Source organism: Sphingomonas sp. 1185 (assembly GCF_040544655.1).
In the GTDB taxonomy this organism is placed as follows: domain Bacteria; phylum Pseudomonadota; class Alphaproteobacteria; order Sphingomonadales; family Sphingomonadaceae; genus Sphingomonas.
Genome location: NZ_JBEPKL010000025.1, coordinates 18,482 through 40,388, shown reverse-complemented (window position 1 = coordinate 40,388; position 21,907 = coordinate 18,482). Strand labels below are relative to the sequence as shown.

Here is a 21,907-nt window from a genome sequence, read left to right as displayed (position 1 = left end):
GCGCGGAGGGCGCAGAGGCGTCGCCGGCCGGGGATGCGTGGCCCCTCTCTTCACAGGCGGAAGGGCGCGATTTTCGAGATCCTATCTCTGCGTCCTCCGCGCCTCTGCGCGAACCTCATTTCTCCTTGAGGCTCCCCCCACGGCGCGCAACGCTCACGCGAACGGATGACGGGCAAAGCGCGGACCCGGCCACCGCGAAAAACCAAACGCCCGCCCGGACGAATCCGGACGGGCGTCTGATGCCATCGGCAAGGGGAGCGGGCCACCGGCCCGCCCCCGACGGGCGGATTAGGCCGCCAGCTTGCGCAGAACGTACTGCAGGATGCCGCCGTTCAGGAAATATTCCAGCTCGTTGACGGTATCGATGCGGCACTTGGTCAGGAAGGTTTCGGTCGAGCCGTCCTTGCGGGTCAGGATCACCTCGACATCCTGACGCGGACGGATCGCCGCCACGTTCTGGATGGTGAAGCTCTCGGTGCCGTCCAGCTTCAGCGTCTCGCGGGTCACGCCCTCGGCGAACTGCAGCGGCAGGACGCCCATGCCGACCAGGTTCGAACGGTGGATACGCTCGAAGCTCTCGGTGATGACCGCGCGGACGCCGAGCAGGTTGGTGCCCTTCGCCGCCCAGTCGCGCGACGAGCCGGTGCCATATTCCTTGCCCGCGACGATGACGAGCGGCGTGCCGTCGGCCTTGTGACGCATCGCGGCGTCATAGATCGGCATCACTTCGCCGTCATACTGGGTCATGCCGCCTTCGACACCCGGCACCATCTCGTTCTTGATGCGGATATTGGCGAAGGTGCCGCGCATCATCACGTCGTGGTTGCCGCGACGCGCGCCATAGGAGTTGAAGTCTTTCTTGGCGACCTGATGCTCCTGCAGGAAGATGCCTGCCGGGCTGTCGGCCTTGATCGAACCGGCCGGGCTGATGTGGTCGGTCGTGATCGAGTCGCCCAGGATGGCGAGCGGCTTGGCCTCGATGATGTCGGTGACGGGCTTCGGCGTCATCTCCATGCCCTCGAAATAGGGCGGGTTGGCGACATAGGTCGAAGCGGCGGGCCAGGCATAGGTGTCCGAGCCGGTCACCTCGATCGCCGACCACTTGGCGTCGCCCGCATAGACATTGCCGTAGCGCGAACGGAACATCTCGTCGTCGATGTTCGCATCCATCAGGCTGCGGACTTCGTCGTTCGAGGGCCAGATGTCCTTGAGATAGACGTCCTGGCCGTCCTTGCCCTGGCCGATCGGCGTCTCGCGCATGTCCTGCGTGACGGTGCCCTTCAGCGCATAGGCCACCACGAGCGGCGGCGAGGCGAGGAAGTTGGCGCGCACGTCGGGCGACACGCGGCCCTCGAAGTTGCGGTTGCCCGACAGCACCGAGGCGGCGACGATGTCGTTGCCGTTGATCGCCTTCGAGATCGGCTCGGCCAGCGGACCCGAATTGCCGATGCAGGTGGTGCAGCCATAGCCGACCAGGTTGAAGCCGATCGCGTCGAGATCGGCGGTCAGGCCCGCCTTGTCGAGGTAATCGGTCACAACCTGGCTACCGGGGGCGAGCGAGGTCTTGACCCAGGGCTTGGGCTTCAGGCCCAGTGCGTTCGCCTTGCGGGCGACCAGGCCGGCGGCGACCAGCACGCTCGGGTTCGAGGTGTTGGTGCAGCTGGTGATCGCGGCGATCACGACGTCGCCGTCGCCGATGTCATGGCCACGATCGTCGACCGAGACGCGCGCGGGGGCGCCCTTCTTGTACACCTTGGCGAGGTCGGCGTTGAACACGTCGTCGACTTCGGTGAGGATGACCTTGTCCTGCGGACGCTTCGGACCGGCCAGCGACGGCACGACCGTCGACATGTCCAGCTCCAGCGTGTCGGTGAAGACGGGGTCGGCGGCATCGTCATGACGCCAGAAGCCGTTGGCCTTGGCATAAGCCTCGACCAGGGCGACATTCTCGTCCGAACGCGCGGTCAGGCGCATATAGTCGAGCGTCTTGTCGTCCACAGGGAAGAAGCCGCAGGTCGCGCCGTACTCGGGCGCCATGTTGGCGATCGTCGCACGGTCGGCGAGCGTCATCGACGACAGGCCGGGGCCGTAGAACTCGACGAAGCGGCCGACCACGCCCTTGGCGCGCAGCATCTGGGTGATGGTCAGCACCAGGTCGGTGGCGGTGATGCCTTCCTGGAGCTTGCCGGTCAGCTTGAAGCCGACGACTTCGGGGATCAGCATCGACACGGGCTGGCCGAGCATCGCGGCTTCCGCCTCGATCCCGCCGACGCCCCAGCCGAGCACGCCCAGGCCGTTGATCATCGTGGTGTGGCTGTCGGTGCCGACCAGCGTGTCCGGGTACGCGATCGCGGCCGAGCCGGTCGCATGCTCGCCGGTCTCGGTCGAGGACCAGATGGCCTGGCCGATATATTCCAGGTTCACCTGGTGGCAGATGCCGGTGCCCGGCGGAACGACCGAGAAATTGTCGAGCGCCTTCGAGCCCCACTTCAGGAACTCATAGCGTTCCATGTTGCGCTGGTATTCGAGGTCGACATTGTCCTCGAACGCCTGCGGCGTGCCGAACTCGTCCACCATGACCGAGTGGTCGATGACGAGGTGGACGGGGACCTGCGGATTGATCTTGGCCGCGTCGCCGCCCAGCTTGGTGATCGCGTCGCGCATCGCGGCCAGGTCGACCACGCACGGCACGCCGGTGAAGTCCTGCATCAGCACGCGGGCCGGGCGATACTGGATCTCGCGGTCCGAACGCTGGGTCTTCTGCCAGTCGACGATCGCCTGGATATCCTCGCGCGTGACGGTCGTGCCGTCCTCGAAGCGCAGCAGATTCTCCAGCAGCACCTTCATCGAGAAGGGCAGGCGGCTGATGTCGCCGAGCTGCTCGGATGCCTTGGCGAGGCTGAAATAATCATAGGTCTTGCCGTCGACGTTCAGCGTCGAGCGGGTCTTCAGGCTGTCCTGGCCTATCGCAGTCATGGGCGTCCCTTCTTGGTCGAGCCGAGCACGCCCGGGGGACACGGCAGCATGCAGCCGCGAGCAGGCGCGCCGGGAATAAATCCGGTAGACGCCAGCGGCCTTAGCAATGGCGGGGCCGACAGGGAAGGGTGTCAAGTTGCGGAAACGCCGTCGTCCCGCCCTTTCCCGCGATGCCCTTTCCCGCAACGATCGCAACCGGCGGTCCTGTCGTGGAAAATCCGTGGAACAGCTGTGCCGAATGACGGGTTGAGCCGTCATGGATGGAGTTCGGATAATGCACGGCCTGATCGTTTCACGATTCCCCGTATCGGATAGGGGGCACGAAGCGGTAACGGCGCGTTCGCCATTGTCCGCGATACGCCGCGACGCGCGTACCGATGGTGGATGGCGGTGATGGCGAAGGACACGCCCCAATCGCCCCGCCGACCCGACCCGATCGTCGCGGTCGGCCTGCTCACCCAGCGTGACCTGGACGTGCTGGGGTCGGGTTTCCGGCGGTCCTTCCCGGTCCAGGAGGATACGGCGTTCGACGATCTGTTGAAGGCGCTCGACTCGATTGAGGGAATCGCGTCCTCCACCCGGCGCGAGTGAGGCGGCGGGAGCCGAATCAAATCCTTAAATATTCGTGTCCTGGCCAAATCGGACGCCAAATCGGACAAGGAGTGTCTTGGCGAGGCACCACTCTCGCGGCTAGGGCGTGGAACGCACGCGGGCGATCCGCCCGGCGTGGCCGGAAAAAGTGATGACCCCCGAACGTTTCGCCCTGTTGACCCGCCGCCATCGCGAATGTCTGCGCGGGGTGAAGGCCTTGAAAGGGTCCAAGGAAATCGCCGCCGAGCTGGGGCTCGGGAAATCCACCGTCGACAGCTATCTGACCGAGGCCGTTCGCCTGCTGGGCGCGCGCAATCGCCGCGACGCGGCCATCGCCCTGGCCGATTTCGAGGCCCATGAAAATGACCAAGTCCCTGAAATCGAAGCAGAACCTACCCCGCATAAAATCATACCCGATTCTGCGGGGCTAGTTTCCGAACCGACGCCCATGCCACTTCCGATGGCACCGGATGGGAGTACGGTCGGCGGGGCGGTGCAGGGCGGCCATGTCCACGCATCGCCCCGCTTGTCTCTCCCGGTCCGGCGTCAGGGCCAGGCCCGCAACGACATGACCATGGCCGAAAGGCTGCTGTGGATCCCCACGATCGCCGTCGCGCTCGCCATCGGCTTCGGCATGCTGGCGACGGGACTCGATGTGATGACCCGGGTCATCGGGCGGCTGTCGCACCTTGGCTGACGGCAATGTGCCATGCCGCCGGGAGCGGGCATGGTCGAAATCGGGGGCAAGCGATGATGACCGAACATGAATCGGCACTTCAGGTGACCGAGCTGCTGTGGAAGCTGGAAAACGATCTCGACGCGGCCTTCGCGACGGCGGGCGCATTGGCGATGGCCCTGCCGCGGGCACGGGCCGAAGCGAAGCTGTCGGCGGTCGTCGGCCAGCACGCCTTCGAGATGCTGGGCCAGGCGATGATGGCGATCGGCCAGGCGCGCGGCCATACGGTGCAGAGCCACCGCATCCTCGAAAAGGTCGGCAAGACGATCGGCTTCGACGCCGACGAATATGGCGACAACCGTCCCAAGCCGCCCGAAGTCACCGGCACGGTGTCGCCGATGCCGCTGCGCGCCGCGGCCTGATCCGACAGGCACGGCGTGTCCGACCCATCATCCAGGCAGCGGGGCACGCCGTGACTCACGTCTATGTCTTCAACTTCCTGCAAGGGCTGGTCTGCCTCTATGCGCTGACGCTGGGGGGATGGCCCGAGCGCACCACCGCCGTGATCCTGCTGTGCGCGTCGATCGCGACGGTGGTCCTGCCCTTCGATCCGTCGACCAGCTTTCACCGCGTCGAGGCGCTGGAGCTGGGCATCGACCTGGCGTTGATGATGGGGCTGACCGGCGTGGCGTTGCTGGCCAACCGGTTCTGGCCGCTATGGCTGGCCGCGTTCCACCTGCTGGCGGTGGGGATTCACGGGGTCAAGGGCTTCGACCCGGCGCTGATGCCGTGGATGTATGCGGCGGCGGGCGGCAAGCTGGCCTATCCCATGCTCGTCCTGCTGGGGATGGGGGTGCTGCGCCATCGCATCCGGCTGGCGCGCTATGGCACCGATCCCGACTGGACCCTGCCATGGCGGGGCGGCGAGCGGCATGGAGCCTGAATTTCGCCTGCTGCACTGGCCCGAGGCGGATCGCGCGAGCTTCCAGCATTTCGTCGAGGTCATGGCGGACGTGCAGACTCGTATCGCGGCCATTTCGGGGACGCCCGGCGGCGGTGTGCCGGTGCCGCGTGCGCCGCGCGTGCCGACCCCGCGGGAATGCGCGCGGATGATCCTGAACCAGCGGATCGAGCTGCGCCGGATCGCGGGGCCCTGTGCCGACATGTTCGGCGACCTTGCCTGGGAAATCATCATCGCGCTGTTCGAGGCGGGCAAGCCGCTGTCCGACGAGGCGCTGCTGAGCGCCATCGGCCTGTCACCGGAGGGTTTGACCGGCCCCCGCTGGATCGCGCTGCTCGTCCAGCGCGGCTGGGTCGAGCGCCACGAGGACGGATTGACGCTGGGCGCACCCGCCGAGGCGATGCTGACCCGGTATTTCGCAGGGTTCTGAGCGCGATCGGGCGGGGTGAAACTCCTGACGCGGCCAAGGGTTCAAGGGACACGGGCAAAGGCAAGGAGACGGACGAGATGGCCGAGGATAATGGCGGCGGCGCGGGTGCGATCGGTGGCGATATGGGCACCGGCGCCTTTGCCGACCGGGTGAAGGGCGCGGGCGAGGCGATGCAGGCGACCGGCCAGAAGATGGCCGAGGGCGGATCGCAGGTCACGCTCAAGATGCTGGAACAGGCCGAAACCAACACGCGCGAGGCTTTTGCCGCGATGCGCTCGGCAGCCTCGGCCAAGGATCTGGGCGACGTGATGCGCATCCAGACCGAGTTCCTGCGCGAACAGGGCAATCGCTCGATGGCACAGGCGCGCGAGATTGGCGAGCTGATCGTCCAGTTCGGTCGCGACGCCGTCGGCGCGGCGCGCGGGTCCGGCAATTAAATACTGACGGCATTCCGCCCGGCGCGAGAGGCGGCCGGGCGGGATCGCCTCAGCCGGCGGGGCTGACCGGCACGGGGCCGTTGGCCGTCGCCTCCAGCAGCGAGTCGCCGCCCAGCACGCGGTAGAGGGTGACGCGGTTGCTCGCCGCCGTCAGCTGGGTCGCGATCACCGTGCGCTGCGCCGAATAGAGCGAGCGCTGCGCATCCAGCGTGTTCAGGAAGGGCGTGATCCCGCCGCGATAGCTGGCTTCGGTCAGGCGATAGGTGTCCGCCGCCGCCGTCAGGAAGCGGCGATTGGCCCCCAACTGGTCGGCGATGGTCCCCTGCCGGGCCAGCGCATCGGCGGTTTCCTGGAACGCGGTCTGGATCGTCTTTTCATAGGTCGCCAGTGCGGCATCGCGCTGCGCCTCCGAATAGCGGACCCCGGCGACGCCCGCGCCCGCCTGGAAGATCGGATAGCTGACCGACGGCGCGACCGAATAGTTGAAGCTGCCGCCCGAGAAGAGCGAGGACAGCGCCGTGCTGGCAAAGCCGACCAGCCCGGTCAGCGAGATACGCGGGAACAGCGCCGCGCGCGCCGCGCCGATCTGGCCATTGGTCGCGCGCAGCTGATATTCGGCCTGCACCACATCGGGGCGGCGCAGCAGGATGCCCGAATCGAGCCCGGCGGGCAGGGTGGCGATGGTGGGGGCGGCCTCCTCGATCGACGCAGGCAGCAGGCTGGTCTCGATCGGCGCGCCGACCAGCAGTTGCAGCGCGTTGACGTCCTGCGCCACGGCGGTCTTCTGCTGCGCGAGATCGGCCTGCGCGGTGGCGAGCACCTGTTCGGCCTGCCGCAGGTCGGTGCGCGGTGCGATGCCGCCCTCCAGCCGGGCGCGGGTCAGCGTGACGCTACGCTCGGCACTGGCGGCGGTCTGCTGCGCGATGGCGAGCAGGCTCTGGTCCGCGCCATAGTTCAGCCAGGCATCGGCGATGTCGCCGACCAGTGTCAGCCGGGTCGCCCGCGCCCCCGCCTCGGTCGCGAAATAGCGGTCGAGCGCCGCGCCGGTCAGCGACCGCACGCGCCCGAACAGGTCGAGCTCGAACGCGGTCGTGCCCAGATTGACCGACCAGGCGCTGCCATTGCCGCCCGAGCCGGTGACGATCGAGCCGCCGGTGCCCCCGGTTCCCACACCCGTCCCGGTTCCGCCGGTGCCGACACCGCCCGTGCCCGTGCCCGTTCCGCCGGTTCCGGTGCCTGTGCCGCCATTGCCGACCGCCTGGCTCGCCGCGCCGCCCGATCCGCGATCGGTATAGCTGTAGCGGCCGGTCGCATCGACCTGCGGCAACAGGCTGGCGCGCTGGATGCGATATTGCGCCCGCGTCGCGGCGATGTTGGCGGCCGCCACGCGCAGGTCGCGATTGTTCGCCAGCGCCTGCGCGATCAGCCGTTGCAGCCGCGCGTCGCGGAAGATGTCGCTGTAGCGCACGCTGGGCAGCGCCGCCTCCGACTGGCGGAGATAGGCATCACCGACCGGCCAGGAGGCCGGCACCGGCAAGGCGGGCTGGACATATTTGGGCGCCATCGAACAGCCCGACAGGGCGGTGGCGGCCAGCAGGATCGCGGGCAGGGGGAATGGAATACGCATCACGCCTTCTCCGCGCCTTCGGTGGCGGCGGGACGATGCCCCGCGCCATGCTCGCTCGTCGGACGCCCACGCAGACGGGCCAGGCCGTTGCGCACCGACCGGCGGACCAGCACGAAGAAGAGCGGGATATAGAAGATCGCGAGCACGGTCGCCGTCAGCATGCCCCCGATCACCGCCGTGCCGATCGCGATCCGGCTGTTCGCGCCCGCGCCGGTCGAGATGGCGAGCGGCAGCACGCCGAAGATGAAGGCGAAGCTGGTCATCAGGATCGGCCGCAGGCGGATCTTGGCCGCCTCCAGCGCGGCGTCGATGATCCGCTTGCCCTGTTTCTCCGCCTGCTCGGCGAACTCGATCATCAGGATGGCGTTCTTGGCCGCCAGCCCCATCGTCGTCAGCAGGCCGATCTGGAGATAGACGTCGTTGGTCAGCCCGCGCAGCGTCACGAAGGCGACCGCGCCGATCAGGCCCAGCGGGATGACCAGCAGCACCGCGAACGGGATCGACCAGCTTTCATAGAGCGCGGCCAGGCACAGGAAGACGACCAGGATCGACAGCCCGTACAGGATCGGCGCCTGCCCGCCCGACAGCCGTTCCTGATAGGACAGCCCCGCCCAGGCGACCGAGGTGCCGGGAATGTCCGCCGCCAGTTCGGTCATCCGCTGCATCGCGTCGCCCGAGCTGTAGCCCGGCGCGGCCGATCCTTGAAATTCATAGGAAGGGATGCCGTTGAACCGCGACAGGGTGGTCGGCGCCACGCCCCAGTTGATCGTCGAGAAGGATGAGAAGGGCGCCATCTGCCCGCTCGACCCGCGGACGAACCATTGCTTCAGGTCCTCGGGCTCGGCGCGGTACGGCGCGTCGCCCTGGACATAGACACGCTTCACGCGGCCCCGGTCGATGAAGTCGTTGACATATTGGCCGCCCCAGGCGGTGGACAGCGTGCTGTTCACCTGTTGCTGCGAGAGGCCGAGCGCGGACAGCTTCTGCTGGTCGAGGTCGACGCGCAGCGTGGCGATGTCGGGCAGCTCGGTCAGGCGGACCGAGGCCAGCTTGGGATCGGCATTGGCCTTGGCGAGCAGTTCGTCGCGCACCGCCTCGAACTTCTCCAGCGGCATGCCGGAGGTGTTCTGCAACTCCATGGTGAAGCCGTCCGACTGGCCCAGGCCGCGCACGGCGGGAGGGACCAGCGCGAAGACCTGCGCGTCGCGCAAGCCCCGGAACGCGGCGGAGGCGCGGCCGGTGATCGCATCGGCGCTGTTTTCCTTGCCCTTGCGATCGGCCCAGTCGACGAAGTTGATGAAGCCCTGGCCGGTATTCTGGCCGCTGGTGCCGCCACCGCCGCCGCCCGCGACCGAGAACAGCACCTGGACGTTCTTGCCCTCATGCTGCGCGAAATATTGCTCGACGCGGCGCTGGATCTCCATGGTGCGGTTCTGCGTCGCACCGGCGGGCAGGCGGAACTGGACGATGGCCGCGCCCTGGTCCTCGGTCGGCAGGAAGCCGGTGGGCAGGCGCAGGAACAGGATCGCCAGCAGCGCGACGACGCCGACATAGATCAGCAGGAACAGCCATTTGCGGTCGACCACGGTACGCACGGCCGAGACATATTTCTCGACCGTCCAGTCGAAGCGGCGGTTGAACCCGTCCTTCGCGCGCTGGAGCCCATGCGCCACGCGCGGGAATTTGCGGTCGAGCCAGGCGCCGTCCTCGCCCTCCTTCGCCTTCTGCTTGAGCAGCGTCGCGGTCAGCGCGGGCGACAGGATGATCGCCACCGCCACCGACAGGATCATCGCCGAGACGATGGTGATCGAGAACTGGCGATAGATGACGCCGGTCGACCCGCCGAAGAACGCCATCGGCAGGAACACCGCCGACAGGACCAGCGCGATGGCGACCAGCGCGACGGTGATCTCGCGCATCGACTCGATCGTCGCCTCGCGCGGGGTCATGTCGGGATTTTCCTCGAGCAGACGCTCGACATTCTCCACGACCACGATCGCGTCGTCGACCAGCAGGCCAATCGCCAGCACCAGCCCGAACAGGGTCAGCGTGTTGATCGAGAAGCCCGCCATGTAGAAGATGGCGAAGGTGCCCAGCAGCACCACCGGCACCGCGATCGTCGGGACCAGGGTCGCGCGCCAGCTTTGCAGGAAGACGAACATGACGATGACGACGAGGATGATCGCCTCGATCAGCGTCTTGACCACCTCGTCGATCGACAGCTTGATGAAGGCGGTGGTGTCGTTGGCATAGGCGACCTTCAGGCCCGGCGGAAAGCCCTTGGCGACGCGGGTGATCTCGGCCTTGACCAGCTCGGCGGTCTTCAGCGCGTCGGCGCCCGGCGCCATCAGGACGGCGATACCGGCGCCGGGATGCTGGTTGATCCGGCTGACCGCGGCATAGCTTTCCGCGCCCAGCTCGATCCGCGCCACGTCCGACAGCTTGACGGTCGCGCCGTTGTTCAGCGTCTTGACGATGATCTCGCGGAACTGCTCGGGCGTCTGGAGCCGCGACTGCGAGGTCACGGTGGCGTTGAGCATCTGGGTCGAGGCGGACGGCGTGCCGCCGACCTCGCCCGCCGCGACCTCGGTATTCTGGTTCTGGATCGCGGTCGTCACGTCCGAGGGCATCAGCTGGTACGAGGCCAGCTTTTCCGGGTTCAGCCAGATGCGCATCGCATATTGCGATCCGAACACATTGGTGTCGCCGACGCCCTGGATACGGCCCAGCGGGTCCTGGAGATTGGAGACGAGATAGTCGGAGACGTCCTGATTCGTCATCCGGTTCGTCTCGTCATAGACGCCCGCGATCAACAGGAAGTCGGGGTTCGACTTGCGGACGACCAGCCCCTGTTGCTGCACCTGTTGCGGCAGGCGCGCGACCGCCTGCTGGACCTGGTTCTGGACCTGGACCTGCGCGATGTCGGGGTCGGTGCCCTTGGCGAAGGTGGCGGTGATCGACACCGAGCCGCGGCTGGACGAGGAGGACTGGAAATAGAGCAGCCCGTCGATGCCGGTCAGCTGCTGTTCGATGACCTGGGTGACCGAGTTTTGCAGCGTCTGCGCCGAGGCGCCGGGGAAGGTGGCGCGGATCGACACCTGGGGCGGGGCGACGTCGGGATATTGCGCGATGGGCAGGCCCATGATCGCGCCGACGCCCGCCAGCATGACGATGATGGCAAGGACCCAGGCGAAGATGGGACGATCGATGAAGACGCGGCTGAGCATGGTCCGGTCAGCCCGCCTTGCCCTTGGCGGCCTGCATCGTCTTCATCTGTTCGGGCGAGGGGGGCTGGACCTTTTGCGGGCTGTTGGCGGGCACCGCGCGCACGCTCTGGCCGTCGCGCAGGTTGGACAGGCCCTGGGTGATGATGCGGTCGCCCGGCTTCAGCCCGTCGGTGACCACCCAGAAGCTGCCCTGCGTGCGTTCGGCCTTCACCGTCCTCTGCTGCACCTTGTCGTTCGGTCCGACGACGAACAGCGTCGCATTGCCCTTCGCGTCGCGCGACACCGCCTGCTGGGGGACCAGATAGGCGCTGGTGTCGATCGCCTGCGCGAACCGCGCGCGAACGAACATGCCGGGCAGCAGCAGCCCCTGCGGATTGGGGAAGCGCGCGCGCAGCGTCACGGTGCCGGTCTGCGGATCGACCACCGCCTCGGCGAATTCGACCGTGCCGACCTGCCCGTAGTCAGTGCCGTCCTCCAGCCGCAGCCGGACCTGCGCGCTGGCGGGGATCAGGCCGTCGCGCGCCGACAGGCTGCGCCGCAGCGACAACAGGTCACTCGCCGATTGCTGGATATCGACGAAGATCGGGTCGAGCCGCTGGATCTGCGCCAGCGGATCGGTCTGGTTCGAGCTGACCAGCGCGCCGACGGTGAACAGCGAGCGGCCGATCCGCCCGCTGATCGGCGCGGGGACGGTGGTGAATTGCAGGTTCACCCGCGCCGTCTCCAGCGCGGCGCGGGTCTGCGCGACCTGGGCCGCCGCCTGCCGCGCGCTGGCCTGGGCGTTGGTATAGTCCTGCTTCGAGATCGCCTCGATCTGCGCCAGCGGGCGGTAGCGTTCGGCCTGGATCCGGGTCGCCTCGGCATTGGCCTGCGCGCTTTGCAGGTTCGCGGCGGCCTGGTTGGCGGCGGCGCGATAGAGGCGCGGATCGATCTCGTAGAGCGGCTGGCCGCGCTTGACGAGCGCGCCCTCGGTGAACAGGCGGCGGCGGATGATGCCGGTCACCTGCGGCCGGACGTCGGAGCTTTCAAAGGCGCTGGTCCGCGCGGCCAGTTCGGTCACGATCGGGGCGTTGGTCGGCTGCACGGTCACGAAGCCGACGGTGGGCGTCGCCTGCGCGCCATTGCGTCCCTTGGCGGCGCCACCCGCTTCCTTCCCGCCGCATCCCGACAGCGTCAGCAGTGCGACGGCCATGGCCGTACCGGCGAGCATGCCGTGCCCGCGAAAACCTGCAAAGTTCAATTCGTCCACCTGCCTGAAAGTCCGGCCGCGCGCCCGGCATGCGCGAAAATGCGCGACCGGGACGAAACGTTGCTGAGCGCCAACAAATTGCACGCGGCGGGTCCTAAAAGGCAAGCGATGATGGCCTAATTCCCCTGCCTTAATTGTCGCAAATTGTCGCGCTGCGGCAAAACCGCACCGGGTGGGGAGCCTTTGCGTTTCTCAAGCATTTTCAAACGACATGACCGATCGCGATGCCGATAAGCGCCTGGCCGCTGCCACAGCGGTCGATGAGGTTTGCGACAACATGCTCGTCGGATTGGGAACGGGATCGACGGCCGCCCATGCCATCGCCGCGCTGGCCGCCCGAAAGCTGAGGATCGACGCCGTCGCCACCTCCGAGGCGAGCGCCGCGCTGGCGACGTCGCTGGGAATTCGGGTGCGCGATTTCGCCACGGTTTCGCGCGTCGACCTGGCGATCGACGGGGCGGATGCGATCGATGCGCGGCTGCGCGCGGTCAAGGGCGCGGGTGGCGCGATGCTGCGCGAGAAGGTCGTGGCGGCGTCCGCCGGCCGGATGATCGTGATCGCCGACGGGTCGAAACGCGTGGCACGTCTGGGCGGCGCGCCGCTGCCGGTCGAGATACTGCCCTTCGCGGCGGCCTTTGCGACGTCGCGGCTGGCGCAGCTGTTCGTCCGCTGCGTCGAGCGTCAGGATTACCGGACCGACAATGGCAATATCGTCATCGACGGCCATGGCTGGGACGATGCGGCCCCGCATGCGCTGGCGGACGCGCTGATGGCGATCCCCGGCGTCGTCGGGCATGGCCTGTTCCTCAGCGAAATCGATGCCGCCTATATTGCCGACGACGGAATCGTTACCCGGCTGGAACGGGGGCGGAACCCGCGCTAAGGCCGGTGACGCATGGCAACCAGGATCGTTCGCGCCCGCGTGCGGTCACATATACGAAGGATGAGGCCAGATTCCATGACCGATGCCACCACCAACGCCGTGGCCGACACCCATCTGCACGAAGATGGGTCGATCGAGCGCCTGACCATCGACACGATCCGTACCCTGTCGATGGACGCGGTGCAGCAGGCCAATTCGGGCCACCCCGGCACGCCGATGGCGCTGGCCCCGGTCGGACATACCATCTGGTCCAAATTCCTGCGCTATGACCCCGCCCATGCCGACTGGCCCAATCGCGACCGTTTCGTGCTGTCGGTCGGCCATGCCTCGATGCTGCTCTACTCGCTGATCCACCTCGCGGGGATCGAGGAGATCGACGCGGACGGCAACAAGTCAGGCAGGCCCGCGCTGAGCCTGGAAGACCTGAAGGGCTTCCGCCAGCTCAATTCCAGGACGCCGGGCCATCCCGAATATCGCCACACCACTGGCGTCGAGACGACGACCGGCCCGCTGGGCGCGGGCTGCGGCAACTCGGTCGGCATGGCGATCGCCGAGCGCTGGCTGGCCGCGCATTTCAACCGCGAGGGTTTCCCGGTCTTCGACCATGACGTCTATGTCGTGTGCGGCGACGGCGACATGATGGAGGGCGTGGCGTCGGAAGCCGCCTCGACCGCCGGGCATCTCAAGCTGTCCAACCTCTGCTGGATCTACGATTCGAACCAGATCTCGATCGAGGGCGGCACCGACATCGCGTTCAACGAGGATGTGGGCAAGCGGTTCGAGGCCTATGGCTGGAACGTGCTGCACGTCGACGACGCGAACGACGTGGCCGCGCTGACCGCCGCGCTCGACACCTTCAAGGCGACCGAGGACAAGCCGACCTTCATCGTCGTGAAGTCGGTGATCGGCTATGGCAGCCCCAAGGCGGGCAGCGAGAAGGCGCATGGCGAGCCGCTGGGCGAGGATGCGATCCGCGCGACCAAGAAGGCCTATGGCTGGCCCGAGGACGCCAAGTTCCTGGTCCCCGACGGCGTGCGCGAAGCCTTCCAGGGCGCGATCGAGGCACGCGGCAAGCCGCTGCGCGACGAATGGGTCGCGATGACCGATCGCTACCGCGCCGAATATCCCGAACTTGCCGCCGAACTCGACGCGATGCTTGCCGACAAGCTCCCCGAGGGCTGGGACAGCGACATCCCGGTGTTCGAGGCGGATGCCAAAGGCATTGCCAGCCGCGACTCGGGCGGCAAGGTGCAGAACGCCATCGCCGCCAAGGTGCCGTGGCTGATCGGCGGCTCGGCCGACCTCGCGCCCTCGACCAAGACGCTCATCAAGGACGGCGGTTCGTTCCAGCCGGGCAGCTATGAGGGGCGCAATTTCCACTTCGGCGTGCGCGAGCATTCGATGGGCGCGATCGTCGACGGCATGGCGCTGTCGCATCTGCGCTCCTACGGCGCGACCTTCCTGGTCTTCTCCGACTATATGCGCGCGCCGATCCGCCTCGCCGCGATCATGGAGATCGGCGCGGTGTTCGTCTTCACGCACGATTCGATCGGCGTGGGCGAGGACGGTCCGACCCACCAGCCGATCGAGCATCTGGCGACGCTGCGTGCGATCCCCGGCCTCGACACCATCCGCCCCGGCGATGCGAACGAAGTCGCCGAGGCATGGCGCTGCGCCGTCGAGTCGGCCAGCCACCCGACCGCGCTGATCTTCTCGCGCCAGGCGCTTCCCACCCTCGACCGCGGCAAATATGCGCCTGCCTCGGGCGTGAAGAAGGGCGGCTATGTCCTTGCGGATTGCGACGGCACACCCGACATCATCCTGATCGCAACGGGGTCGGAACTGTCGCTGGTGACGGACGCCTATGAGACGCTGAAGGCCGATGGCATCAAGGCGCGCGTCGTCTCGCTGCCGAGCTGGTATCGCTTCGAGCTGCAGGATGCGGCCTATAAGGACAGCGTCCTGCCGAAGGGCGTGACCAAGCGTCTGGCGGTCGAGCAGGCCGGGTCGATCGGCTGGGACCGCTATGTCGGGTTCGACGGTCGCACGATCACCATGTCGACCTTCGGCGCATCGGCGCCGCTCGCCAAGTTGCAGGACAAATATGGCTTCACCCACGGCAATGTCGTGAAGGTGGCCCGCGAAATGCTGGAGACCAAGTGATGAGCAAGCTGTCGGAACTGGGCGCCAAGGGCTGCGCCCCCTGGCTCGATTTCGTCGATCGCAAGTTCCTCGAGGCGAAGGGGCTGGAAAAGCTCGTCGCCGAGGACGGGCTGACCGGCGTCACCTCCAACCCGTCGATCTTCGAAAAGGCGATGGGGCATGGCGATGCCTATGACGGCACGCTGGCGGCGTTCGACAAGGAAAATCCCGGCGCGGCGACCATCGACCGTTACGAGCATCTGGCGATCCAGGACATCAAGGCGGCGGCGGAAACGCTGAAGCCCGTCTATGACCGTCTCGACGCCAAGGATGGCTATGTCAGCCTGGAAGTGTCGCCCTATATCGCCGACGACACCGATGCGACCATCGCCGAGGCCGAGAAGCTGTGGCACGCGGTCGACCGCCCCAACCTGATGATCAAGATCCCCGGCACCGAGGCCGGCGCGCCCGCCATCTCGGCGACGATCGCCAAGGGGATCAACGTCAACGTCACGCTGCTCTTCTCGCAGGCCGCCTATATCAAGGTGGCCGAGGCTTATGCCGCAGGGCTTGAGGAGCGGGTCAAGGCCGGGCAGCCGATCGACCGGATCGCCAGCGTCGCCAGCTTCTTCATCAGCCGCATCGACTCGGCGATCGACAAGAAGATCGACGAGCGCGTCGCCGCCGGTGACGCGGAAGCCGAGGCGCTGAAGGCCGTGCGCGGCAAGGTCGCCATCGCCAACGCCAAGCTGGCGTATCAGTGGTATCTCGACTTCCTGAAGTCCGACCGCTGGCAGGCGCTGGCCGCCAAGGGCGCGCAGCCGCAGCGGCTGCTCTGGGCCTCGACCGGGACCAAGGACCCGTCCTTCCCCGACACGCTCTATATCGACACGCTGATCGGGCCGGACACGGTCAACACCATGCCGCCCAAGACGATGGACGCCTTCCGCGACCATGGCACGGTGGCCGAGACGCTGACCGCCGATATCGACGAGGCCAAGCATGTTCTGGCCGAGGCCGAGCGGCTGGGCCTGGACCTGGACGGTGTGACCGGCACGCTGGTCGCGGAGGGGGTGGCCTCCTTCGTCAAGGCGTTCGACGATCTGCTCGGCGCGATCGGGCAGAAGCAGCCCGCGACGGCCTGATCCGACAGGCCCCCTTCCCAGGGCGGGAAGGGGGCCTTTCACTTTCCAACGACATCAAGAACATAATGGAGTTCCGCATGAAGATCGGTCTGGTCGGCCTTGGCCGCATGGGTGGCAATATCGCACGCCGCCTGATGCAGGCTGGGCATCAGGTTGTGGCCTGGGATCGCAGCGACGAGGCGGTGCAGACGCTCGCCAAGGACGGCGCCGAGGCGGCCACGGGGCTGGAGGACATGGCCACCAAGCTGGCCGACAAGGCGATCTGGTGGGTGATGCTGCCCGCAGGCGGCCCGACCGAGGACACGATCGCGGAGATCGCCAAGCTGGCCAAGGACGGCGACGTGGTGATCGACGGCGGCAACAGCTTCTACAAGGACGACATTCGCCGCGCCAAGTCGCTGGCCGAACAGGGCATCCATTATGTCGATGTCGGCACCTCGGGCGGCGTCTGGGGCCTGGAGCGCGGCTATTGCATGATGATCGGCGGCGACAAGGAAACGGTCGACCATCTCGACCCGATCTTCGACGCGCTGGCGCCGGGGCTGGGCGATATCGTCCGCACGCCGGGCCGCATCGCCGAGAAGGTCGATCAGCGCGCCGAGAAGGGCTATATCCATGCCGGTCCCGCCGGTGCCGGTCACTTCGTCAAGATGATCCACAACGGCATCGAATATGGGCTGATGCAGGCCTATGCCGAGGGCTTCGACATTCTGAAGTCGAAGAACAGCGACAAGCTGCCCGAGGACGAGCGTTTCGACCTGAACCTGACCGACATCGCCGAGGTCTGGCGTCGCGGCAGCGTGATCTCGTCCTGGCTGCTCGACCTGACCGCGATCGCGTTGGCCAAGGACGAGATGCTCGAGCAGTTCTCGGGCCATGTCGCCGATTCGGGCGAGGGCCAGTGGACGATCGACGCGGCGATGGAGGAGAAGGTCCCGGCCAACGTCCTGACCGCCTCGCTCTTCGCGCGCTATCGTAGCCGGGTCGATCATACGTACGGCGACAAGGTGCTGTCGGCGATGCGCTTCGGCTTTGGCGGCCATACCGAAATCCCGCAATGAGCGATCCGGCTTCGGGGCCGATCCGGCTGGTCGTGTCGGATGTCGACGGCACGCTCGTCGACCCTGACAAGAAGCTGCGCACCGCCACCATCGCCGCCGTCAAGCGGCTGGAGGCGGCGGGGGTCGGCTTCACCATCATCAGCGCCCGGCCCCGGTCGGGGCTGGGATGGCTGGCCGACGAGCTGGCGATCGATGCGCCGATCGGCGCGTTCAACGGCGGGACCGTGTTCCGCCGCGACGGCCGCATCGATGCGCAGTTCCGGGTGCCGGTCGCCGTCGTGAACGACGTGCTGGCGATGGCGGCGGACAATCCCGTCGCCATCTGGATCTTTGCCGATGATCGCTGGTATGCCAGCAGCGATGAGGGCGTTCATGTCGAGCATGAGCGCAAGGCTTCGTCGCAGGAGCCGGTGATCACGCAGGACTTTGCCGCGCTGGTCGACAAGGTCGACAAGATCACGTTGGTCAGCGACGACGCCGATCTGCTGCGCGGCCTGCACGAAAAGGCGAATGCCGCGCACGGCGCCGAGGCGACCATTGCCCAGTCGCAGACCTATTATCTCGATGTGACGGCGCTGGCCGCGAACAAGGGCGACGGCGTCGCGACACTCGCCAAGGCCTTTGGAGTTCCCCTCGAACAGGTCGCAGTATTGGGCGATCAGGCCAATGATCTTCCCATGTTGACACGCGCCGGGTTGCCGATCGTGATGGCGAATGCGCCGGACGCTGTTAAGGAACAGATATCGGTACACACCCGTTCCAACGCGGACGACGGCGTGGCCTATGCCATCGATACCTTCATCATGCCCAGAATTGGAGTGTCTTCATGAAGCAACTGGTTGCGTTCGACCTCGACGGTACGCTGGCCGAAAGCAAACAGCCACTGGGCGAGCCGATGGGGGAGGCGCTGGCCGACCTGCTCGACGTCGCGCATGTCGCGGTGATCTCGGGCGGGGACTGGCCGCAATTCGACAAGCAGGTGGCGAGCCGCCTGCCCGAGCGCGCCGACCGCACCAAGCTGTGGCTGATGCCGACGACCGGCACCAAGCTCTATACCTATCAGGACGGCGGCTGGACCCCGGTCTATGCCGAGCTGTTCGACGATGCGACCAAGGCGAAGATCCTGGAGGCGTTCGACGCCTCGCTGGAGGCGACCGGCTTCGTCCCCGAGCAGACCTGGGGCGAGCGGATCGAGGATCGCGGCAGCCAGATCACCTTCTCGGCGCTCGGCCAGCAGGCGCCGATCGACGCCAAGGAACATTGGGACCCCAAGTTCGAGAAGCGCAAGGTCATCCAGGCCGACCTGAAGGAGCGGCTGCCCGGCCTCTCGATCAACATGGGCGGCGCGACCTCGATCGACATCACCCGAGAGGGCGTCGACAAGGCCTATGGCCTGAAGAAGCTGCGCGACGCCAGCGGGATTCCGCTCGATACGATGATGTTCATCGGCGACGCGATCTTCCCCGGCGGCAACGACTATCCGGCCAAGGAACTGGGCCTCGATACCGTCCGCGTGCGCGATCCCGAAGAGACGCTGGCGGTGATCGCGGGGATCGTCGCCTGTCTGAAGTAAGCACGACCGCGTCGGAGGCGCTGCGCGCGCGCACCGCCTCCGCGCATGATGCGGTCGATACGGCTTATGGCGCGTATCGGCTGGACGACCGGGACAGCTACGCGGCCTTTCTGACCGCCCATGCCCGCGCCTTGCCGGCGGTCGAAACATGGTTGCAGGGGCAGGATGTGGCGTTCCCATGGCGGTCGCGGCGCGAGGCGCTGGCGGCGGACCTTGCGGCACTGGGGCAGGAAATGCCCCAGCCGCTGCCATTCGATCTGCCCGAGGACGAGGCGACCCGCTGGGGCGCGCTCTATGTCACCGAGGGTTCACGGCTGGGCGGCGTGATGCTGGCCCGGCAGGTGGGGGAGGAATTTCCCTGCGCCTATCTCGAATCGGGGTTCGGTTCGGGCGAGTGGCGGGCCTTTCGGCATGCGCTGGACGAGGCGGCGGTGGACCCCGCATGGATCGACCGCGCCGTGGCGGCGGCGGAGCAGGTGTTCGGTCTGTATCGACGGGCGGCCTAAGGGGATGCCGTCGGGGCGTTCCCTCCGCTTCTGTTGAATCCCCTAACTCCGTTCAGCCTGAGCGAAGTCGAAGGCCACGCCCCTCCCATCGCCTCATTCTGCCTGGCGGGGTGGATTCCCTTGGCCTTCGACTTCGCTCAGGCTGAACGGGGGGTGGGGGCTGGCATTATTGCCCCCCTCAATCCGCGATCGGAGCGATCACGATGGCGCGCAGGCCCGGCTGGTTGTCGGCATATTCGATCGTGCCCGACAGCCGCTGCATCATCGCCGTCATCATCCGGCTGCCGAAGCCGCGCCCGTCATCGTCGCCATGGCTGCGTCCGCGCCCTTCGTCCGCAACGACCAGGCGCAGGCGGTTGCCATATTGCTCCAGCGTGATCGTCACTGGACCCGCCGCGCCGCCATAGGCATATTTGGTCGCGTTGATGATCAGCTCGGTCGTCACCAGCCCCAGATTGACCGCCCGGTCGGTCGGCATCAGCGCGGGCGCCAGGTCGAGACGCATCATGGAGGCCCATTCGGCCCCCAGCGACTGTTTCATGTCGCCGACCAGTTCCTCCAGATAGCGCGCCAGATCGACCGTCTGGATCTGGTCGTCGCGGTACAGCCTGCGGTGGACCAGCGCGACCGCCGACAACCGGGCCTGCGCCTCGGTCAGCTGCTCGCGGACCTGCGGGTCGTTGGTCGACCGCGCCTGGAGCGCCAGGAAGGACGAGACGAGCTGAAGGCTGTTCTGGACGCGGTGATCCACCTCCTTCATCAGCACGTCCTTCTGGAGCAGGAGCGCGTCCTTGTCGTCCATCGTCCGCTGAAGCGCGGCGTTCAGCCCGCGCAGCCGGTTGTTCTGAAAGGCATCGTGCAGCGCCCGGCGCAGGCGATGCGCCGCCTCCATCTCCTCCAGCGTCCAGCGGCGCGAGCGGCCGCACACCGTCTCGCTCCAGCTGGCGAAGGAGGCGCGAGGGGTCAGCGTCTCGTCGGGCGACAGGCCGACCGACTTGTGCGGATTGCCCGCCCATTCGATCTCCTCGACCTGTTCGGGACGGAACCACAACAGGGTCACGCCGCCATCGACCAGCGGCAGCACCAGCATCCCGCTGGCCGTCGCGGCGAGCGCCTTGGCGTCGGACGACACGTTGCCCAGCTCATGCGTCGCATAAAGCTCGCCGCCGGTGCGCGCGGTCGCCCAGCGCGCCAGCTCGATCATCGCCAGCGGCGGCGGGCAGACGCCATGGCTCTGCACCTTGCCGCCCTCGACCATGGCAAAGCCGGTCGCGCCCAGCATCGCCATCAGTTCGGGCATCATCCGCGCGATGGCGGTCGAAATTTCGCCCAATCCGGTGATGCGCGGCAGGATCGCATCCTCGTCCGCGCGCAGGCGCAGCCGCTCACGATAAAGCTCGGCCTCTTCCCGCGCGCGAATCTGGCGGGCCAGTCCACCCGCCAGCGCGGCGGCCGCAGCGCGCAGCTCGCAGGACAGGCGACGCGGGCTGTGATGGTGGCAGGCGATCATCCCCCATAACAGCCCGTCCTTGACGATCGAGATCGAGGCGGAGGCCGCGACCCCCATATTCCTCAGATAGCGGACATGGATGGGCGACACGCTGCGCAGGCCGACATCGCTGAGGTCCACCGTCTCGAACCCGGCGGGGCGCAGCGGGGCGGGGACATAATCCACATCGGGGATGCTGCGCGTCCGGTTGCGGATATACAGCGCACGCGCCTGCCTGGGGATGTCCGAGGCAGGGAAATGATGGTTCAGGAAGGAATGGAGCTCGGGCGTGCGGGACTCCGCCACGACCTGCCCCGAATCCTCGTCCATGAAGCGATAGAGCATGACCCGGTCGAACCCGGTCAGCGTGCGAAAAAGCGTCGCCGCCCGCTCGTAGAGCATCGGCAGGTCACCCGCCCGCTCGAAACTGGTCGCCGCCGCGTCCAGCCAGTTCAGCGGACTGCCGCCGCCCCAGGGGGTGTCCGCGATCCCCGGCTCCAGTTCGACCAGCAGCAGATGGTCGGGCGTGCGATGGACGACCGCGGTGAAAATTTCGGAAAGGCCATGGACCGGGCGCACCGCCGACACCGATCCTATGACGGAGGGCACCGCACCGACGATCTGCGCCACCTCGTCCCCGACCAGCGCGGCGATCGGCTGGCCGAGCCAGTCGGGCGCCAGCCGCTCCTCGATCGCACCGGCTCCGGCGACGACGCACAGCGTATCGGCCGCCACGACCAGCAACAGGCCATGGGGTTGAATGGTGCCTGGAATGTGAATGGGTTCCCGATCGCAAGCCGTAATATCCTGGCCAGGGTCGGTTGCGATGGTACGGGTGGCCATCAGGGTCGGGCTTTCCTCTCTTCCCTGCCACATGCCGGGTTACTGACCCCTTTGCAAATGGTTGAGCACGACAATCGATCCCTTATCGCGA

General features: G+C 67.1%; 18 protein-coding genes. 13 read left to right on the top strand and 5 right to left on the bottom strand.

Features of this window, described 5'->3' with window-relative positions; all coding sequences use genetic code 11:
- Nucleotides 1-288: 288 nt before the first annotated feature.
- A complete protein-coding gene (gene acnA / locus ABIC44_RS15105; RefSeq protein ID WP_354296375.1) occupies nt 289-2,976 on the bottom strand; it encodes an aconitate hydratase AcnA in 2,688 nt (895 codons plus the stop codon).
- A gap of 393 nt (nt 2,977-3,369) precedes the next feature.
- Here acnA and ABIC44_RS15100 point away from each other — a divergent pair, with 393 nt between their 5' ends.
- The 6 genes from ABIC44_RS15100 (at nt 3,370) to ABIC44_RS15075 (ending at nt 6,071) form a co-directional block, all read left to right on the top strand.
- Nucleotides 3,370-3,567 (top strand): hypothetical protein, encoded by a 198-nt coding sequence (locus ABIC44_RS15100; RefSeq protein WP_307103224.1) that lies wholly within the window; start codon nt 3,370-3,372, stop codon nt 3,565-3,567.
- Nucleotides 3,568-3,718: 151 nt separating this feature from the next.
- The gene (locus tag ABIC44_RS15095; protein ID WP_309698954.1) at nt 3,719-4,264 is read left to right on the top strand and encodes a helix-turn-helix domain-containing protein; all 546 of its coding nucleotides are present in this window, start codon (nt 3,719-3,721) and stop codon (nt 4,262-4,264) included.
- Nucleotides 4,265-4,317: 53 nt separating this feature from the next.
- Nucleotides 4,318-4,665 carry a hypothetical protein gene (locus ABIC44_RS15090; protein ID WP_307103229.1) on the top strand — a complete coding sequence of 116 codons (348 nt, stop codon included), beginning with the start codon at nt 4,318-4,320 and terminating at the stop codon, nt 4,663-4,665.
- A gap of 50 nt (nt 4,666-4,715) precedes the next feature.
- Nucleotides 4,716-5,186 carry a hypothetical protein gene (locus tag ABIC44_RS15085; RefSeq protein ID WP_354296373.1) on the top strand — a complete coding sequence of 157 codons (471 nt, stop codon included), beginning with the start codon at nt 4,716-4,718 and terminating at the stop codon, nt 5,184-5,186.
- Nucleotides 5,176-5,634, top strand: coding sequence for a hypothetical protein (locus tag ABIC44_RS15080; RefSeq protein ID WP_354296371.1), 459 nt, complete (start codon nt 5,176-5,178; stop codon nt 5,632-5,634). The genes ABIC44_RS15085 and ABIC44_RS15080 overlap by 11 nt, the downstream gene beginning before the upstream one ends.
- Before the next feature lie 77 nt (nt 5,635-5,711).
- A complete protein-coding gene (locus tag ABIC44_RS15075; protein ID WP_307103235.1) occupies nt 5,712-6,071 on the top strand; it encodes a phasin family protein in 360 nt (119 codons plus the stop codon).
- A 49-nt stretch (nt 6,072-6,120) separates the two neighbouring features.
- Here the strand turns inward: ABIC44_RS15075 and ABIC44_RS15070 are convergent, their stop codons facing one another.
- From ABIC44_RS15070 to ABIC44_RS15060, 3 genes are read right to left on the bottom strand one after another with little or no spacing between them, the layout of a single operon-like run.
- Nucleotides 6,121-7,698, bottom strand: a complete 1,578-nt coding sequence (locus ABIC44_RS15070; protein ID WP_354296369.1) for an efflux transporter outer membrane subunit — start codon at nt 7,696-7,698, stop codon at nt 6,121-6,123.
- Nucleotides 7,698-10,925: an efflux RND transporter permease subunit gene (locus ABIC44_RS15065; RefSeq protein WP_309698948.1), complete on the bottom strand. Its 3,228-nt coding sequence runs from the start codon at nt 10,923-10,925 to the stop codon at nt 7,698-7,700. The genes ABIC44_RS15070 and ABIC44_RS15065 overlap by 1 nt, the downstream gene beginning before the upstream one ends.
- Before the next feature lie 7 nt (nt 10,926-10,932).
- On the bottom strand, nt 10,933-12,135 hold the full coding sequence (locus tag ABIC44_RS15060) for an efflux RND transporter periplasmic adaptor subunit (RefSeq protein WP_354296367.1): 1,203 nt from the start codon (nt 12,133-12,135) through the stop codon (nt 10,933-10,935).
- A 250-nt stretch (nt 12,136-12,385) separates the two neighbouring features.
- Between ABIC44_RS15060 and rpiA the strand changes: the two genes are divergently transcribed.
- The 7 genes from rpiA (at nt 12,386) to ABIC44_RS15025 (ending at nt 19,484) form a co-directional block, all read left to right on the top strand.
- A complete protein-coding gene (rpiA, locus tag ABIC44_RS15055; RefSeq protein WP_354296365.1) occupies nt 12,386-13,057 on the top strand; it encodes a ribose-5-phosphate isomerase RpiA in 672 nt (223 codons plus the stop codon).
- 75 nt (nt 13,058-13,132) lie between these two features.
- Nucleotides 13,133-15,220, top strand: a complete 2,088-nt coding sequence (tkt, locus tag ABIC44_RS15050; protein ID WP_354296364.1) for a transketolase — start codon at nt 13,133-13,135, stop codon at nt 15,218-15,220.
- On the top strand, nt 15,220-16,344 hold the full coding sequence (gene tal, locus ABIC44_RS15045) for a transaldolase (RefSeq protein ID WP_354296362.1): 1,125 nt from the start codon (nt 15,220-15,222) through the stop codon (nt 16,342-16,344). The genes tkt and tal overlap by 1 nt, the downstream gene beginning before the upstream one ends.
- Before the next feature lie 77 nt (nt 16,345-16,421).
- A complete protein-coding gene (gnd, locus tag ABIC44_RS15040; protein WP_354296360.1) occupies nt 16,422-17,405 on the top strand; it encodes a phosphogluconate dehydrogenase (NAD(+)-dependent, decarboxylating) in 984 nt (327 codons plus the stop codon).
- Nucleotides 17,402-18,235 (top strand): Cof-type HAD-IIB family hydrolase, encoded by an 834-nt coding sequence (locus ABIC44_RS15035; RefSeq protein WP_354296359.1) that lies wholly within the window; start codon nt 17,402-17,404, stop codon nt 18,233-18,235. The genes gnd and ABIC44_RS15035 overlap by 4 nt, the downstream gene beginning before the upstream one ends.
- Nucleotides 18,232-18,978: an HAD-IIB family hydrolase gene (locus ABIC44_RS15030; protein WP_354296357.1), complete on the top strand. Its 747-nt coding sequence runs from the start codon at nt 18,232-18,234 to the stop codon at nt 18,976-18,978. Before ABIC44_RS15035 ends, ABIC44_RS15030 begins: the two co-directional genes overlap by 4 nt.
- A gap of 167 nt (nt 18,979-19,145) precedes the next feature.
- The gene (locus ABIC44_RS15025; protein ID WP_354296355.1) at nt 19,146-19,484 is read left to right on the top strand and encodes a biliverdin-producing heme oxygenase; all 339 of its coding nucleotides are present in this window, start codon (nt 19,146-19,148) and stop codon (nt 19,482-19,484) included.
- Nucleotides 19,485-19,662: 178 nt separating this feature from the next.
- On the opposite strand, the gene ABIC44_RS15020 is transcribed toward ABIC44_RS15025, so the two are convergent.
- Nucleotides 19,663-21,816 carry a histidine kinase dimerization/phosphoacceptor domain -containing protein gene (locus ABIC44_RS15020; protein WP_354296353.1) on the bottom strand — a complete coding sequence of 718 codons (2,154 nt, stop codon included), beginning with the start codon at nt 21,814-21,816 and terminating at the stop codon, nt 19,663-19,665.
- Nucleotides 21,817-21,907 lie beyond the last annotated feature (91 nt).